At 58.9% G+C, this 13,912-nt stretch carries 17 protein-coding genes, 1 tRNA gene and 1 pseudogene; 11 read left to right on the top strand and 8 right to left on the bottom strand.

Annotated elements, in window-relative coordinates:
* The first annotated feature begins 73 nt into the window (after positions 1–73).
* Positions 74–802: a response regulator transcription factor gene (locus G9Q84_RS12125; protein ID WP_032889647.1), complete on the top strand. Its 729-nt coding sequence runs from the start codon at positions 74–76 to the stop codon at positions 800–802.
* A complete protein-coding gene (locus G9Q84_RS12120; protein ID WP_032889646.1) occupies positions 792–2,159 on the top strand; it encodes a sensor histidine kinase in 1,368 nt (455 codons plus the stop codon). Before G9Q84_RS12125 ends, G9Q84_RS12120 begins: the two co-directional genes overlap by 11 nt.
* Before the next feature lie 3 nt (positions 2,160–2,162).
* Here G9Q84_RS12120 and G9Q84_RS12115 read toward each other — a convergent pair whose 3' ends face one another.
* A complete protein-coding gene (locus G9Q84_RS12115; RefSeq protein WP_032889645.1) occupies positions 2,163–2,678 on the bottom strand; it encodes a DUF2062 domain-containing protein in 516 nt (171 codons plus the stop codon).
* A gap of 135 nt (positions 2,679–2,813) precedes the next feature.
* On the opposite strand from G9Q84_RS12115, the gene G9Q84_RS12110 reads away from it, so the two are divergent.
* From G9Q84_RS12110 to murB, 8 genes are all read left to right on the top strand, one after another.
* Positions 2,814–5,039 carry a DNA internalization-related competence protein ComEC/Rec2 gene (locus tag G9Q84_RS12110; protein ID WP_242461429.1) on the top strand — a complete coding sequence of 742 codons (2,226 nt, stop codon included), beginning with the start codon at positions 2,814–2,816 and terminating at the stop codon, positions 5,037–5,039.
* Between the two features lie 110 nt (positions 5,040–5,149).
* The gene (locus tag G9Q84_RS12105) at positions 5,150–5,785 is read left to right on the top strand and encodes a MotA/TolQ/ExbB proton channel family protein (RefSeq protein WP_032890033.1); all 636 of its coding nucleotides are present in this window, start codon (positions 5,150–5,152) and stop codon (positions 5,783–5,785) included.
* The gene (locus G9Q84_RS12100) at positions 5,782–6,210 is read left to right on the top strand and encodes an ExbD/TolR family protein (RefSeq protein ID WP_181643399.1); all 429 of its coding nucleotides are present in this window, start codon (positions 5,782–5,784) and stop codon (positions 6,208–6,210) included. The genes G9Q84_RS12105 and G9Q84_RS12100 overlap by 4 nt, the downstream gene beginning before the upstream one ends.
* Positions 6,210–7,220: a tetraacyldisaccharide 4'-kinase gene (gene lpxK / locus G9Q84_RS12095; RefSeq protein WP_181643398.1), complete on the top strand. Its 1,011-nt coding sequence runs from the start codon at positions 6,210–6,212 to the stop codon at positions 7,218–7,220. Before G9Q84_RS12100 ends, lpxK begins: the two co-directional genes overlap by 1 nt.
* Positions 7,221–7,244: 24 nt before the next feature.
* The gene (locus G9Q84_RS12090; protein WP_003174668.1) at positions 7,245–7,430 is read left to right on the top strand and encodes a Trm112 family protein; all 186 of its coding nucleotides are present in this window, start codon (positions 7,245–7,247) and stop codon (positions 7,428–7,430) included.
* Positions 7,427–8,191: a 3-deoxy-manno-octulosonate cytidylyltransferase gene (gene kdsB / locus G9Q84_RS12085; RefSeq protein ID WP_181643397.1), complete on the top strand. Its 765-nt coding sequence runs from the start codon at positions 7,427–7,429 to the stop codon at positions 8,189–8,191. The genes G9Q84_RS12090 and kdsB overlap by 4 nt, the downstream gene beginning before the upstream one ends.
* The gene (locus G9Q84_RS12080; RefSeq protein ID WP_095184458.1) at positions 8,191–8,655 is read left to right on the top strand and encodes a low molecular weight protein-tyrosine-phosphatase; all 465 of its coding nucleotides are present in this window, start codon (positions 8,191–8,193) and stop codon (positions 8,653–8,655) included. Before kdsB ends, G9Q84_RS12080 begins: the two co-directional genes overlap by 1 nt.
* Positions 8,652–9,671, top strand: a complete 1,020-nt coding sequence (gene murB / locus G9Q84_RS12075; RefSeq protein ID WP_181643396.1) for a UDP-N-acetylmuramate dehydrogenase — start codon at positions 8,652–8,654, stop codon at positions 9,669–9,671. Before G9Q84_RS12080 ends, murB begins: the two co-directional genes overlap by 4 nt.
* Positions 9,672–9,747: 76 nt before the next feature.
* On the opposite strand, the gene G9Q84_RS12070 is transcribed toward murB, so the two are convergent.
* Entirely contained in the window at positions 9,748–10,419 is a 672-nt protein-coding gene (locus tag G9Q84_RS12070; protein WP_003174664.1) for a Bax inhibitor-1/YccA family protein, read from the bottom strand.
* Positions 10,420–10,571: 152 nt separating this feature from the next.
* Between G9Q84_RS12070 and G9Q84_RS12065 the strand changes: the two genes are divergently transcribed.
* Positions 10,572–10,662, top strand: a tRNA-Ser gene (locus tag G9Q84_RS12065).
* Positions 10,663–10,778: 116 nt separating this feature from the next.
* Here G9Q84_RS12065 and G9Q84_RS12060 read toward each other — a convergent pair.
* The 6 genes and pseudogenes from G9Q84_RS12060 to G9Q84_RS12030 all read right to left on the bottom strand — a co-directional run bounded on the left by G9Q84_RS12060 (position 10,779) and on the right by G9Q84_RS12030 (position 13,911).
* On the bottom strand, positions 10,779–11,828 hold the full coding sequence (locus G9Q84_RS12060) for a tyrosine-type recombinase/integrase (protein WP_181643395.1): 1,050 nt from the start codon (positions 11,826–11,828) through the stop codon (positions 10,779–10,781).
* 1 nt (position 11,829) lies between these two features.
* On the bottom strand, positions 11,830–12,072 hold the full coding sequence (locus tag G9Q84_RS12055; protein ID WP_181643426.1) for a DUF4224 domain-containing protein: 243 nt from the start codon (positions 12,070–12,072) through the stop codon (positions 11,830–11,832).
* A gap of 251 nt (positions 12,073–12,323) precedes the next feature.
* Complete coding sequence (locus tag G9Q84_RS12045; RefSeq protein ID WP_181643394.1) at positions 12,324–12,866, bottom strand: phosphohydrolase; 543 nt, start codon at positions 12,864–12,866, stop codon at positions 12,324–12,326.
* Positions 12,863–13,084: a hypothetical protein gene (locus tag G9Q84_RS12040; RefSeq protein ID WP_181643393.1), complete on the bottom strand. Its 222-nt coding sequence runs from the start codon at positions 13,082–13,084 to the stop codon at positions 12,863–12,865. Before G9Q84_RS12040 ends, G9Q84_RS12045 begins: the two co-directional genes overlap by 4 nt.
* A gap of 185 nt (positions 13,085–13,269) precedes the next feature.
* Positions 13,270–13,662, bottom strand: a pseudogene (locus G9Q84_RS12035) (hypothetical protein); the annotation flags it as partial.
* A 51-nt stretch (positions 13,663–13,713) separates the two neighbouring features.
* Entirely contained in the window at positions 13,714–13,911 is a 198-nt protein-coding gene (locus G9Q84_RS12030; RefSeq protein ID WP_181643392.1) for a hypothetical protein, read from the bottom strand.
* Position 13,912 lies beyond the last annotated feature (1 nt).

The raw sequence follows: 13,912 nt of genomic DNA, 5'->3' as shown, positions 1-13,912 counted from the left end.
TTGGCCCCGTAGCGATTGCCTGCGCCAGGGTAATCTTGAATAATCAGCGATTGAGAATGACTTGCAGACGCTAATGAATCCCGCAGCAGTTGGCCTACCCAATATCCTGACCATCGAAGATGATCCCGTGCTGGGCGCCTATGTCCACGAGCATCTGGGGCGCTGTGGCTTCCAGGTCACCTGGTGCCAGAACGGCCAGCAAGGGCTGGCGATGGCGCGCGAACAGGCGTTCGACCTGGTGTTGATGGATATCCTGCTGCCGGGGCTGGATGGTTTGTCGATCTTGACTCATCTACGCCAGAGTCATTCGATCCCGGTAATCCTGATGTCGGCATTGGGTGCCGAGGCCGATCGCGTCAGCGGTTTTCGCCTGGGCGCCGATGACTACTTGCCTAAGCCGTTCAGCATGGTCGAGTTGCGCGTGCGCATCGAAGCCATCCTGCGCAGGGTGGCCCTGGATCGACGCCCGCTGCCGACGCTTGCGCCGGTGCGTGGGGATGCTCGCACACTGCGTTTCGACGATGAGCTGTGCGATGTGTTTCATCAGGAACACTGGGCAGGCCTGACCCGCAGCGAATACCGCCTGTTGGAAACCCTACACCGCAACACTGAAGAAGTCCTCAGCAAAGCATTCCTTTACCAACATGTGTTGCAGCGCGGCTATGCGCCCCATGACCGCAGCCTCGACATGCACATCAGCCAGATCCGTCGCAAGCTCAAGGCGATCGGCTACAGCGAGCGCGAAGTGCGCACGGTGTGGGGCAAGGGCTATGTGCTCAGTGGTCACGACGATGGGCTTTGAAAGGGCGCTGAAACGGCTGCCGGGCAAACATTCATTATTTTGGAAGCTCGCCTGCCTGTTGATTGCCTTCTGTTTGCTGATGATCTGGCTTAGTTGGTCCTGGGGCCGGTACATGGAGCAAAAGAACGCGTATTTGTCCGACGAGGCGAGGGTCACGCTGAGTGGTTATGCGGTGAGCGCCGAGCAGGCCTGGAACCGTGGCGGCCATGCCGGTGTTGATGCGTGGCTGCAGGCGATGGGCAAACAGGAAAGCACGTGGATCGGCGTAATAGGCAACGACTTGCAGTCGTTGAGCAGCTATCCACTGACCGCTACGGAAAGCCAGCGCCTGACGTTCTTGCGGGGCCTGGATTGGCCGGTCAGCCGCCACGTCAAGGGCTTGCCGTGGCTCAAGATCCCGTTTGCGGTAGATCCGGGTGCCGGTTCGCTGGTCATTGAATTGCCACAGCGTTTTATGCCGGGGCGTTATCAAGTTGTCTGGCGCGTGGTGACCAATGGTGTGATTCCAGGCCTCTTTACCTTGTTGCTGTGCGTCGGCCTGTACCGGCTGCTGATCATGCCTCTCAATCAACTGCGCGAGCAGGCCAATGCCTGGCGTGCCGATCAATTGAACACGCGGATGCCCCTTGACGCCACCAGTCGACAGGACGAATTGGGCGAGTTGGGCCGTGCGTTTGACCACATGTCTGAGCGTTTGCAGGGCACTGTTGTATTGCAACAACAACTGCTGCGGGACATGTCCCATGAACTACGCACTCCGTTGAGCCGCTTGCGCGTGGCCTGCGACAGCGAGCAGGATCTTGCTCAGTTGCGTGAGCGTTTGGGCCGAGAGATTGACGCTATGCAGCGCCTGGTGGAAGACAGCTTGCAGCTGGCCTGGCTGGACACCGAGCGGGCGCCACTGCCCAAGGAGGATCTTCAGGTACAGGCGTTGTGGGACATGTTGCGGGAGAATGCCTGCTTTGAAAGCGATTGGTCCGCATCGCGACTGCCGTGCCTGCTGGGCGCTGACTGTTGGGTGCGCGGTAATCTAAACGCCCTGGCCCAGGCCTTGGAAAATATCCTGCGCAACGCCATACGCCACTCTCCGGAGAACGGGGTTGTGTGTCTGGATGGGCGACGCGATGGGGAGTACTGGCACCTGTGGTTGGAGGATCAGGGCGGGGGGATTGATGAGCGTGATCTGGAGCGGATTTTTGCGCCGTTCACGCGCTTGGACGGCTCGCGGCCCGGTGATGGTGGTTTCGGCCTGGGCCTGAGCATCGCGCGCAATGCCGTTCAGCGTCAGGACGGCAGCCTGTGGGCGCAAAACACCGGTCAGGGCCTGCGTGTACACCTGCGGTTACCGGCGCGCTAGGGCTCAGCCCCGGCGCAGCTTGCGCTTCTTCCATTGGCGCGCGACCCACCAGCGCCAATAGCCCATCGTCAGGCAATAGGCCAATGCGCCCAGCACCAGCCCCAACACCACTGAGCCGAGCAAGAAGGGTTGCCACAGCGTACTCAACTGGCCGCTGATCCATTCCCAGGTCAAGTCATCGGGCAGGCTGCGCGGGGGCACGTTCATCAACCAGGCGCCGGTCATGTAAGTACAAACAAATACCACTGGCATCGTGATCGGGTTTGTCAGCCAAACCAGGCTGACGGCGATGGGCATATTGCCGCGCACGGTAATTGCCAGCACCGCAGCCAATAGCATCTGCAACGGAATGGGGATAAATGCTGCGAACAGACCCACCGCCATGGCGCGCGCCACTGAGTGCCGATTCAGATGCCAGAGGTTCGGGTCATGCAGCAGCGTGCCAAGAAACTGTAATGACTTGTGTTCCCTGATACTGGTGGGGTCGGGCATGTACCGTTTGAATAAGCGCCGTGGCATAAGGGGTCCAGGTCAGTTCGAGGGGCAAGTATGCCCGCATTCTATAAACAGAAAATTCAGACTTTGTGACAAAACATCATAGGACGTACCGAGCACCCAGCTAAGACTGAGTGGATCACTTGAAAAGGATGATTCATGAAGACAGGGATGTTCGCGCTGGCGCTGGGCTTGCTTGCCCTGCGTTTCCTACCTGAGTTACCGACCACTGGATGGCTGATAGCCATGCTGGTGCTGGTTTTGATGCTGCTGCCATTTCGTACGTCTCCCTTGGCGTTTTTCCTGCTGGGCTTGAGCTGGGCGTGCATCAGTGCGCAATGGGCGCTGGATGATCGCCTGCCACCGGCGCTCGATGGCCAGACGCGATGGTTGGAGGGGCGCGTCATTGGGTTGCCACAACAGACCGGCACCGGGGTGCGTTTCGATCTGGCCGACAGCCGGTCGCGTAACGCCCGGTTGCCCAAGCGCATCCGTGTGTCCTGGCACGGTGGGCCCGAGGTACGCAGCGGGGAGCGCTGGCGCCTGGCAGTCACGCTTAAGCGGCCGTCCGGGCTGCTAAATTTTCACGGTTTTGATCAAGAGGCATGGTTGCTGGCCCAACGCATTGGCGCCACTGGCTCGGTAAAAGACGGTGAGCGCCTGTCGCCGGCCCGCCATGCCTGGCGCGACACGGTCCGCCAACGGTTGATTGCCGTCGACGCTCAAGGTCGCGAGGCGGGCCTGGCAGCTTTGGTGCTGGGGGACGGTTCCGGGCTGGCAGCCGAGGATTGGCAGGTGTTGCAGGACACCGGCACGGTGCACCTGCTGGTGATTTCCGGCCAGCATATCGGCCTGCTGGCGGGGCTGATCTACGGGTTGGTCGCGTTACTGGCACGCTACGGTTTCTGGCCTCGAATGTGGCCATGGCTGCCGTGGGCGTGTGGCTTGGCGTTTGCGTCCGCGCTGGGTTATGGCCTGTTGGCGGGGTTCGGTGTGCCGGTCCAGCGGGCCTGCGTCATGGTGGGCCTGATGCTGCTGTGGCGTTTGCGCTTCCGTCATTTGGGGTTCTGGTGGCCGTTGTTGCTGGCGCTCAATGGTGTACTGATCCTTGAACCATTGGCCAGCCTGCAACCGGGGTTTTGGCTTTCTTTTACGGCTGTTGCCGTATTGATCCTGGCTTTCGGCGGGCGCCTGGGGCCGTGGGGTGTCTGGCAGGCCTGGACGCGTCCTCAATGGTTTATTGCCATTGGCCTGCTTCCTGTGTTGTTGGTGCTCGGGTTGCCCATCAGCGTCAGTGCGCCGCTGGCCAATCTGGTGGCCGTGCCTTGGATCAGTCTTGTGGTGTTGCCGCTGGCGTTGCTGGGGACCGCCATGCTGCCGCTGCCATATTTGGGGGAGGGCTTGCTGTGGCTGGCGGGTGGGGCGTTGGATGCGTTGTTCCTGGGTCTGGCATGGCTCGCAGGGCAAGTGCCCGCGTGGATACCTGCCGATGTGCCCTTGGGTTACTGGCTGATCAGTCTGATGGGTGCGGTGCTGTTGTTGCTGCCCAAAGGCGTGCCGTTTCGGCTGTTGGGCTGGCCTATGTTGCTGTTGGCAGTCTTTCCACCGCGTGAGCCGGTGCCCCATGGGCGTGTGGAGGTGGTGCAGTTGGATGTGGGGCAGGGGCAGTCCTTGATTCTGCGTACCCGGCATCACACGTTGCTTTACGACGCCGGCCTGCGGTCTGGCACAGTTGATCTTGGGGCTCGTGTGGTATTGCCGTCGCTGAAAAAACTCGGCGTCGAGTCACTGGACATGATGTTGCTTAGTCACGCTGATGCCGATCATGCCGGTGGGGCAGCGGCTGTTGCCCGAGGGGTGCCGATCAAGCGGGTCGTGGGCGGCGAAACCGAAGGGTTGCCAGCGTTTCTCGGAGCCCAGCCATGTATCAGTGGCGAACAGTGGGAGTGGGACGGTGTGTCATTCGAGTTGTGGCAGTGGTCTGAGGCTATTAATGGCAATCCAAAGTCTTGCGTTCTGCAGGTCCAAGCCAATGGTGAACGGCTATTGCTCACCGGGGATATTGATCGCGCCGCCGAACGGGCATTTCTCGACTCACCACTGGCCGTGCGGACCGATTGGCTGCAAGCCCCTCACCATGGCAGCCGGAGTTCGTCATCCTGGCCTTTTCTACGGCGGCTGGCACCCACGTCAGTGCTGATCTCCCGTGGGCGTGGCAATGCGTTCGGCCATCCTCATCCACAGGTGGTTGAGCGCTACCAGGCGCTGGGCAGCCAGTTATATGACAGTGCTGAGCATGGAGCGGTGCGCTTGCAATTGGGGGCTTTCCTGCCACCCATTGTTGCGCGTAGTCAACGCCGTTTTTGGCGCGAAGCGTTACCGTAATTCGACGTTACTATAAGGCTGGAGCCTACGACAGGCGAAGCCATGGCTGACGAACCCCGTTGCCGAACCTGTATGGTAAAGTGGCGCACTTTTTCGAGGGGACATTCACTGTGTGGGAATTGGTCAAATCCGGCGGCTGGATGATGTTGCCGATTATCTTGAGCTCCATCGCCGCACTCGGCATCGTTGCCGAACGCTTGTGGACCCTGCGCGCCAGTCGAGTCACGCCCGAGCATCTATTGGGGCAGGTCTGGGGCTGGATCAAGAACAAGCAACTGGACAAGGAAAAACTCAAGGCATTGCGCGCTGATTCGCCTTTGGGCGAAATCCTCGCCGCGGGCTTGGCTAACTCCAAGCATGGCCGCGAGATCATGAAAGAGTGCATTGAAGAGGCCGCCGCCCGGGTTATTCATGAACTGGAGCGCTACATTAATGCTCTCGGCACCATCGCTGCCATGGCACCGTTGCTCGGTCTGCTGGGAACGGTATTGGGCATGATCGATATTTTCAGCTCATTCATGGGGTCGGGCATGACCACCAACGCGGCGGTGCTCGCCGGGGGGATTTCCAAGGCCCTGATTACCACGGCAGCAGGCTTGATGGTCGGTATTCCTGCGGTGTTCTTCCATCGTTTCCTGCAGCGGCGCATTGATGAGCTGGTGGTCGGCATGGAGCAGGAGGCCATCAAGTTGGTGGAAGTGGTGCAAGGCGACCGTGATGTGGACCTGGTTGGGGGCAAAGCGTGAAATTTCGCCGCAAGCAACGGGAAAATGTCGATATCAACCTCGCGTCGCTGATCGACGTGGTATTTATCCTGCTGCTGTTTTTTGTCGTCACCACCACCTTCACCCGGCAGACCGAACTGCGTGTCGACTTGCCGGAAGCGGTGAGTGGTTCGCCGGCGGAAGACCAGGAAATCAAGCAACTGGACATCGCCATCAGCGCCGACGGCGCGTTCTCGGTGAATAACCAGTTACTGGAGAAAAACGATCTCGACAGCCTGATGGTCGCCCTGGAGAAAGAATCCGGAGGAGACACCAAGATGCCGTTGTCCATCAGTGCCGATGGCAAGACCCAGCACCAGGCCGTTATCACCGCGATGGACGCCGCCGGCAAGCTCGGTTTCAGCCATCTGCGCATGAGCACTGTCGAGGCGGCGAGCCAACCTTGATGTCCATGTCCGATCGTTTGCTCAAGGCCTGGTACGAGGGGCATCCGGCGCTCGCGTTATTGCGGCCGCTGGAGTCTTTGTATCGCCGCGTAGTGCAGCGCAAACGCGCGCGGTTCGTGGCGGGCGAGGGCGACATTTATCAATCGCCCGTGCCAGTGGTGGTGGTCGGTAACATCACCGTAGGCGGCACCGGCAAGACGCCGTTGATCCTGTGGTTGATCGAACACTGTCGGCGCAATGGCTTGCGTGTAGGTGTGGTCAGTCGAGGGTACGGCGCCAAGCCTGCGCAACTGCCATGGCGCGTCGAGGCCAGCCAAAGCGCCGAAGTGGCGGGTGACGAACCTTTGTTGATCGTGCAGCGTTGCGGCGTGCCCATGATGATCGATCCCGATCGCAGCCGTGCGGTCAAGGCACTGTTGGCCAGCGAGCCGCTGGACCTGATTCTTTCCGATGATGGTCTGCAACACTATCGCCTGGCCCGTGACCTGGAACTGGTGTTGATCGACGCCGCCCGTGGCCTTGGTAATCGTCGTTGCCTCCCGGCCGGGCCGTTGCGCGAGCCGGTCGAGCGCCTGCAGAGTGTAGATGCGCTGCTCTATAACGGCGCAGTATCAGATCGCGACGATGGCTTTGCCTTCCGCCTGCAGCCTACGGCACTCGTCAATCTGTATACCGGCGAACGCCAGTCGGTGGAGTACTTTCAAGCAGGTCAACGGGTGCACGCGGTCGCCGGTATCGGCAACCCGCAACGTTTCTTCAACACCCTTGAAACGCTACACTGGCAACCGATACCCCATGCGTTTGCCGACCATGCGCCCTACAGCGCCGAAGTCTTGAATTTTACTCCGTCATTGCCGCTGGTAATGACCGAGAAGGACGCGGTGAAGTGCCGCGCCTTTGCCCAGCCCGACTGGTGGTACCTTGCGGTGGATGCGGTGCCGTCACCGGCGTTCGTCGCGTGGTTCGACACGCAGCTGACGCGCTTGTTGCCCGCCCGTCTCTTGCCTTAAAACACTTCTTTCCAGGAAATATTCATGGACACCAAACTGCTCGATATCCTTGCTTGCCCGATCTGCAAAGGCCCGCTCAAGCTAAGCGCCGACAAAACCGAGCTGATCAGTAAAGGCGCGGGCCTGGCATATCCGATCCGTGATGGCATCCCGGTGATGCTGGAAAGCGAAGCCCGCACCCTGACCACCGATGAGCGCCTGGATAAATGACCACCGCCTTTACCGTTGTCATTCCCTCGCGTTACGCATCGACCCGCCTGCCAGGCAAGCCGCTGCAATTGATCGGCAGCAAGCCGATGATCCAGCTGGTGTGGGAACAGGCCTGTAAAAGCAGCGCTGATCGGGTGGTTGTAGCGACCGACGATCCACGCATTATTGACGCGTGCAAACGCTTCGGCGCCGAAGCGGTATTAACCCGCGAAGACCATAACTCCGGCACCGACCGCCTGGCCGAAGTGGCCACGCAGCTTGGTCTGGCGCCTGACGCCATCGTGGTCAATGTACAAGGCGACGAACCGTTGATTCCGCCGAGCGTGATCGACCAGGTGGCCGCCAACCTGGCTGCCCATGGTGAAGCGCGCATGGCCACCCTTGCCGAGCCGATTCACGACATTGAAACCCTGTTCAACCCGAACGTGGTGAAGGTGGTCAGTGATGTGAATGGCCTGGCGTTGACCTTCAGCCGTTCCACCTTGCCCTGGGCACGTGACGCCTTTGCCAAGAACCGAGACGTGTTGCCGGAGGGCGTACCGTACCGCCGGCATATCGGCATCTATGCCTACCGCGCCGGTTTCCTGCATGACTTCGTCAGTTGGGGACCGTGCTGGTTGGAAAATACCGAATCCCTGGAACAACTGCGGGCCCTGTGGCACGGCGTGCGTATTCACGTAGGCGATGCGTTGGAAGCGCCGCCTGCCGGTGTCGATACCCCGGAAGACCTTGAGCGCGTCCGTCGCCTGCTGGGGGCCTGATGGAGGTTCTGTTTGTCTGCCTGGGCAATATCTGTCGCTCGCCCACCGCTGAAGGCGTCCTGCGCCATAAATTGCGCGAAGCCGGGCTGGCCGGACAGGTCGAGGTAGCTTCTGCTGGCACCGGCGACTGGCATGTCGGTAACCCGCCGGACCAGCGCAGCCAGCGTGCAGCGTTGGTCCGCGGTTACGATTTGTCGGCCCAGCGTGCCCAGCAGGTCTCCCGTGCTGACTTTGCGCGTTACGACCTGATCCTGGCGATGGATAGCAGCAACCTGCGTAACCTCAAGGCGCTACAGTCAGGGCAGGGTAAGGCCGAACTGGATTTGTTTCTGCGCCGCTACCATTCGGAAGTGGACGACGTGCCAGACCCGTATTACGAGGGCGAGCAAGGCTTCGAGCGGGTGCTGGACCTGATCGAGCGGGCCTGTGATTTATTGGTGATCGAATTGAAGGGGCGGTTATGACCTTGCAAGTGCATGCGCAGGTTTCGCTCAAGCCATTCAACAGTTTTGGCATCGACGTGCGCGCCTGGCTTTATGCCGAGGCCAGCAGCGACGCCGATGTGCGAGAGGCATTGGCTTACGCTTCGGCACAAGCGTTGCCCTTATTGGTGATTGGCGGTGGCAGCAATCTGCTGCTGACCCAGGACATACCTGCGTTGGTGCTACGTATGGCCACCCAGGGCATTCGCGTGCTGCACGATGACGGCGTGCATGTGGTGGTTGAAGCCGAAGCGGGCGAGGCGTGGCACCCATTTGTACTTTGGACATTGGCGGAGGGCTTTTGCGGTCTGGAGAATCTCAGTCTTATCCCTGGGACCGTTGGGGCTGCCCCCATGCAGAACATTGGCGCCTACGGTGTGGAGATCAAGGATGTATTTGCCGGCCTGACCGCACTGGATCGTTACACCGGTGAGCTACGGGACTTCAGCCTGCAAGAATGCAACTTTGCCTACCGTGACAGCCTGTTCAAGCACGAAACCGGACGCTGGTTGATCCTGCGGGTACGCTTTGCCCTGAGCCGCGTCAGCCACCTCAAACTCGACTATGGTCCGGTACAACAGCGCCTGGCAGGGCAGGGCATCACTGACGCGACGCCAAGCGATGTCAGTCGCGCGATTTGCAGCATTCGCAGCGAAAAATTGCCAGATCCGGCAGTACTGGGCAATGCCGGCAGCTTCTTCAAGAATCCGCTGGTGACCAGGGCATTGGCTGAAGAACTTCGAGCGCAGTATCCGGACCTGGTGGCCTACCCCCAGGGGGATAGGCACATGAAGCTTGCCGCCGGTTGGCTGATCGACAAGGCCGGCTGGAAGGGCTTTCGTGAGGGTGACGCGGGCGTGCACAAGCTGCAGGCGCTAGTGCTTGTCAACTATGGCAACGCCACAGGGCATGATATTGCGCACCTGGCCCAGCGTATCCAAAAGGATATCGTTGAGCGTTTCAAGGTCGAACTGGAAATGGAACCCAACCAGTACTGATGCCTTGCTCCTAGTAAGTAAAAAATAAAAATGCCCCGTATCTTTCGATGCGGGGCATTTTTTATTCGGCTAACAATCAGTCATCGCGGCTCATGATGCCGAAGATCTGCAACAGGCTGATAAACAGGTTGTAGATCGACACATACAGGCTAACAGTGGCCATGATGTAGTTGCGCTCACCGCCGTGGATAATGGCGCTGGTCTGGAACAGGATGCACACCGAGGAGAACAGCACAAACCCCGCGCTGATCGCCAGTTGCAGGCCACTGATCTGGAAGAACATGCCTGCAACCACCGCCGCCAGCAATACGAAGAAGCCTGCGGTGATAAAGCCGCCCAGGAAGCTCATGTCCTTGCGGGTGATCAGCACGTAGGCCGACAGACCGCCAAATACCAGGGCCGTCATAGCAAACGCCGAGCTGACCACTTCCGCTCCGCCAGCCATGCCGAGGTAACGGTTGAGGATCGGGCCGAGGATGAAGCCCATGAAACCGGTCAAGGCAAACGCCGACACCAAGCCCCAGGCCGAGTCACGCAGCTTGTTGGTCAGGAAAAACAGACCATAGAAGCCAATCAGCACGACAAAGATATTCGGATAGCCGACGCGCATCTGCTGCGCTACGAACGCCATCACGCCGCTGAATGCGAGGGTAAGGGCGAGCAGGCCATAGGTGTTGCGCAACACGCGGCTGACTTCAAGCTGCTCAGCCTGCGCGTTACCATTCACTGCGTAATTCTGTTCGCGCATGGCGACACTCCTTCGGTTTTGAAACGTTCAGTCGCAAAGATCATAACAGACGCTCTGTAACAAGCGATGGCGAGAGTTTGACAGTGTGTTTCATTCGGGTATTATGGCGCCCGCTGAGACAGGATGACCTACTATAATCCTGTGACGCAAAAGGGAAATTGGCAGAGTGGTTGAATGCACCGGTCTTGAAAACCGGCGAACGTTAATAGCGTTCCCAGGGTTCGAATCCCTGGTTTCCCGCCAAGATTCATACGAAAGCCCCTCGATTGCGGGGCTTTTGTGTTTCTGGGGTTTGGGCAAGGTGTGACGGTTTTTGACAGGCGTTCCGAAACTTTCGGGTAGGCGTTCCGAAACTTTGCTTATTTGGAGGGCTTGGCGGTGGCTCCAATCCTCCTGTACACCCGTTTGGTGATCTCCTGCTTACTGTGCCCCAGCAGCAGACTCGCGTCGCCAATGTCGATGATTTCTGATGCTGCCTTGGGCCGAATGTCTCGAAACTGAAACCCGCCAATCTTCGCGGCGAGCATAGGGTCGCCCTGTTCCAACGCATTCTGCTGCGCTTTCTCTCGCGCCTTGTCCCAGCGCAAGCGCAACATGCCTTTCGTCATCCTTTTTCCATATTTATTGATCAGTAGGTACTTGGAAGAGTGGTGTGCATTTCTTTCGGTTATCTCTCTAACCAATTTCCCGAGGCTGTTTTCTCCCGTTTCTGCCCGCATCAGAATCCTAAGTTTTTGCCCGGTCTTACCCTGGGTAACCAGGAAGTAGTCTCCCTCAGTGTCGTCGCTACGCATGATGATCACATCGGCGGGCCTCTGGCCGGTCAGGTAGGCCAAATCCATGGCCTCCTTGAGTTCCGGCCCTGCCATTCCATAAACCGCATCCCAAACCACTGCATTGGCGTAGTAGTCGCGTGGCACTTCTTTGTTTTTTCTGATGCCTTGGCACGGGTTCTCTCGCTCCGTAAGGCCCCACTCGCGTGCCATGTTGAACACGTGAGAGAGAAGGGCAATTTCCCGGTTGGCCCTAACCCTGGCAGTGCGTGCGTCTCGATACCCCGCGATGTTTGCTGGGGTGATCGAGTCGATGGGAGCGCCATCGAAGGTGGGGCGAAGCTGTTTCAGTTCGGCCAGGTTATCTTTCTGGGTACGCTCTCCTTTTTTCGGGATGACGTCGCGGACGTAACGATCAAAGATCCCCTTCATCATCGTCAGATCAGCTGGCTTTTCCTTGGCCTCAAGCTCTGCCCACTTCAATCTGGCTTTACTCAAGTCTCCGCCAAGCGAGATTTCTTTTCCTATCGAGTCTCTGTAGTAGTACCCGACCCACACTTTGCCGTTCTTACGAGGGCGCTTGCGTCGCACCATTCCGGGTGGCAAGTCCCTGTTTTCTGTATTTCGAGGGCGCATCTCAGTTCACCCTGGAGAAGTCAGGTGTCCAAGCTGGCCGCGTCGGCGGTGGCAGCTGTTCAGTAAATGCTGGATTGGTCATGCCAAGCTTCATGCGAGCGCACATGCGCCCAACTAACGGACGGCCCCCACGGCTCTCGATGAAGACCCAGTTGCGGTCGCGAAGCCATTTCCGTTGATGGGCTCGCTGTTTATAGCCTGTAAGGTCGGCCAGCTCTTCGTCTGAGAAGATTTCAGGCTCTATGGCTTTGGGCAGTGAAAGGGTCGTATACCCCACGACAGGCTGCGCGAGCGGGCGTTTCTGAGTGTTTAGCGTTGCATCAGCGAGCGCTGCCCCGCGCAGCTTTTCGTGGGGTACAAGTGCCTCGGCGGTGGCGCTGAGAGGAGCAGTAATGCCTGCTGCAGCGCAGCAGAGACTGTTTGTTTCTAGTGTGTCGCCACCATTGGCTGTGCGGAGCAAAGCGGGTAGGGCGCTGGTGTTATCCTGGTTGTTCTTCATGCCGCTTTTCTCCGATGTTCGATGGCGAGTTGGTTCATTAGGCGCTGGTGGTAGGTGAGTCGGGCTTCTGCGGCAGGCCATCGGCGGATGGTTTCAACCATGGGTTTGATGCCGACCAAGCAATCCCAGATGGCCGCTTCGGGTGGCATGAGGTCGCGGCGTTCGGTAGCCAGTGCAATCAGGTCGGCCTTGTAGATGCATGCGGGGAGTTCTGGAGCGATGTCGAACCGCTCGCAAATACGCCACCAGATACAGTCCTCGAAATGCTGGAAGGAGCTAATCCATTGCTTGAGTGGTCGCGTCATGTCGCCCACGTACGCCTCAGCGGCATCGTGAAATAAGGCCGCGAGCTTATGTTCTTCCGGCACCAACTCGGCGACGATGCAGCTCTGTTGGGCCACGCTGTAGTATTCGCGGGTGTGACCGTTGAAGCGGCAAAGGTGAGCCAGCGAGTGTGCAATGTCCCGTGGGTCGATCATGTCGGCGTCAGGTTCGAACAGGTCGAAGCGCTTGCCGGTAGAGGTGAGGATCCAGTTCATGCGGCCTCCCTCACCAGGTGGGCCAGCAGCAAGGTATTGTCCGTTGCCTTGTGCAATTGGCGCAGAGCTTCATAGCCAATCAGGGCTTTCAACTGGCGGTCGAACTCTTTGGTGTAGCGGGTGAGCGCGCGTAGTTCCTTGGTGGCCTTGGCGTGTTGCTGCTGCAGTGTGCCAGCGGCCTGGGGCGTCAGGCGCAGCATCGGAATGGCGCGGCTCATACGTCACCGCCGACTGCTCTTTGGTTTCGGGTTTCAAGTTCCGCTTCGGTTCTAAAAAAACGCACTGCTCTGCGGGCTTCTTCAGGGCACATTGCTTCGGTTGGCCCGCGCTCTATCACCCATCGGCCTTTTGGCTTAGTGGTTGAGCTGTTCGCTGGGGCCGGTTCCAGCTTTGGTGATACTTGATCGAGTAACGCCGCCATGGCGAGCGCTTGGTCGCGCAGAGCTAGCGAGTCACGTTCGAGTTTCTTGCCGGTACGGAACGCGCTGAAGGTTTCCGCAGCAATTCGTAATTTGTCGGCAATGTCCAGCAGTGTCTGGCGGGCCGGCTCTCCCAGTTTTGATGCATCCAATGCCCGGTTGTAGTGGGCAAACAGTTGCTTGTGGTGAGTCTGGGCTTGCTCAAGCGAAAGCTCCAGGTCCCGGATGGCGCCCGAGCTATCTGATTGCTGAATAGCCTTGCCTTCGTTGATGCCTTCGATGCGTCCATCAATCAGGCCCCCTCGATAGCCGACCCAATAGAGGATCGCGGCTGCGAAAATGATGCTGATCAATGCGCAGATTTGAATTGCGGTCATGTGGTGTGCTCCTGGTGGTTTGTTGGCTGGTGGTGGCAGCCAATTGGTGTGTTATTCGTCGTCTGGATCTGGTGGATCTGTCAGGCCACACATCAGCTTTGCCTGATAGGGCATGTAACCTTCGTCTCGAAGGACGTCATAGCGCTGATAGTCGGCGGCAAAGTAACTGCATTCATCACACAGTCGGCTGGTCTTTTCTTCGGCAGACAACGCTGTATTGCAGTGTCGGCACTGATCGAGCAGTGACATG

The sequence above is a fragment of the Pseudomonas sivasensis genome (assembly GCF_013778505.1).
Taxonomy (GTDB): Bacteria; Pseudomonadota; Gammaproteobacteria; order Pseudomonadales; family Pseudomonadaceae; genus Aquipseudomonas; species Aquipseudomonas sivasensis.
The sequence above is the reverse complement of the archived record's forward strand: the minus strand, read 5'-3'. Positions and strand labels throughout refer to the sequence as shown.